This window comes from Bacillota bacterium (genome assembly GCA_040754675.1).
In the GTDB taxonomy this organism is placed as follows: Bacteria; Bacillota; Limnochordia; order Limnochordales; family Geochordaceae; genus Geochorda.
Map to the genome: position 1 here is coordinate 1 of JBFMCJ010000785.1, position 1,540 is coordinate 1,540.

At 67.1% G+C, this 1,540-nt stretch carries 2 protein-coding genes; both read left to right on the top strand.

The features are described from left to right. Positions 1 to 142 precede the first annotated feature (142 nt). Entirely contained in the window at positions 143 to 901 is a 759-nt protein-coding gene (rlmB, locus tag AB1609_23605) for a 23S rRNA (guanosine(2251)-2'-O)-methyltransferase RlmB (protein MEW6049421.1), read from the top strand. Positions 902 to 1,095: 194 nt separating this feature from the next. Continuing rightward, the coding region (sigH, locus tag AB1609_23610; protein MEW6049422.1) for an RNA polymerase sporulation sigma factor SigH at positions 1,096 to 1,540 on the top strand (445 nt) is incomplete at its 3' end.

Below are 1,540 nucleotides of genomic sequence, written 5' to 3' on the forward strand. Positions count from 1 at the left end.
TACCTGCAGGGCCAGACCGAACGGCTGGTGGAACTTCTGAAGCTGGGGCTGGAGCTGGACGCCCATGGACGGCCGGGAAGCGAGCGGCGGTGAGCGCCGCAACCGTCCCGCCGGCGGGCGGGCAGAGCCCCGGAGCTCAGTGGTGGTAGGGCGGCGGCCCGTCGCCGAACTGCTCCGCTCCGGGCGCCCGGTTGACCGGCTTTACGTCGCCGAGGGTGCCGAAGCCCTGGGGGAACTGGTGGAACTGGCCAGGCAGCAGGGCATACCGGTCCAGCGGGTACCCCGGCCGGTCCTGCGGCGGCTTTCGGGAACGGAGCACCACCAGGGCGTGGTGGCGCGCACGGCCCCCGTCGGGTACGTTGAACTCGAGGACCTGACGGCACCCGATGCCAGGCGTCCGGGCGGCGTCGACGAAGCCCTGCCGCCCCTGATTCTGGTGCTCGACCACCCGACCGATCCGCAGAACGTGGGCGCCCTGCTGCGCACTGCCGAAGCGGTGGCGGTGAGGGGCGTGGTGTTGCCGGTCCGCCGCAGTGCCCCGATCACCCCGGCGGTGGAACGCGCCTCCGCCGGCGCCGTGCGCCACGTCCGGCTGGCACGGGTGTCGAGCGTGGCCGATGCTCTGCTGCGCCTGAAGAAGGCCGGCTTCTGGGCGGTGGGGGCGGAGCCCGAGGCTCGCCAGTCCCTGTGGGAGGCCGACCTGACCGGGCCGGTTGCCGTTGTGATCGGTTCGGAGGGAGAGGGGATGTCCGAACTGGTGCGCCGCCGGTGCGACCTCTTGGTGCGGATTCCTATGTTCGGCGCGGTGGCCTCTCTCAACGCCTCGGTGGCGGGCGCGCTGATGCTTTACGAGGTTCGCCGCCGCCAGCTCAAGGGCCGTGAAATGGCCGGATCGCCGTGATTGAGAGGGGATTTTCTCCTGCGGAGACGGGCACGAATATCGAGGTGACGGGCTTTTATTGACGCTGTCTCGAAGGGTGCCATATAATTGGGCCGGCACCAACCGGCCGGGTCGAGGGCGGTTTATGCGGGCTTCGCGGGGGGACGGGCCGGTAGCGTAAAGAGGTGCGGGCGACCGCATCAGCTTGGTGGGTCATGGGGGCGATCCGGGTGGGCGTCTTCGCGCACCGCGACTATTACGACGTGTATGCGGCCCTCAGCGATGAAGAGGTGGCGGAGTACGCCAAGGAAGGCGACAAACTGGCCCTGGAGTATCTGATCAGCAAGTACCGCAATTTCGTGCGTGCCAAGGCTCGTTCGTACTTTTTGGTGGGCGCGGACAGGGAGGACATCATCCAGGAAGGGATGATCGGGCTTTACAAAGCCATCCGGGACTTCCGGGCGGACAAGCTGGCATCCTTTCGGGCTTTTGCGGAACTTTGCGTGACCCGCCAGATGATTACCGCCATCAAGACGGCGACCCGCCAGAAGCATATCCCGCTCAACTCTTACGTCTCCTTGAACAAGCCCATCTACGACGAGGAATCCGACCGGACGCTCATGGACGTCATCACCAGCACGCGCATCTCCGATCCCGAAG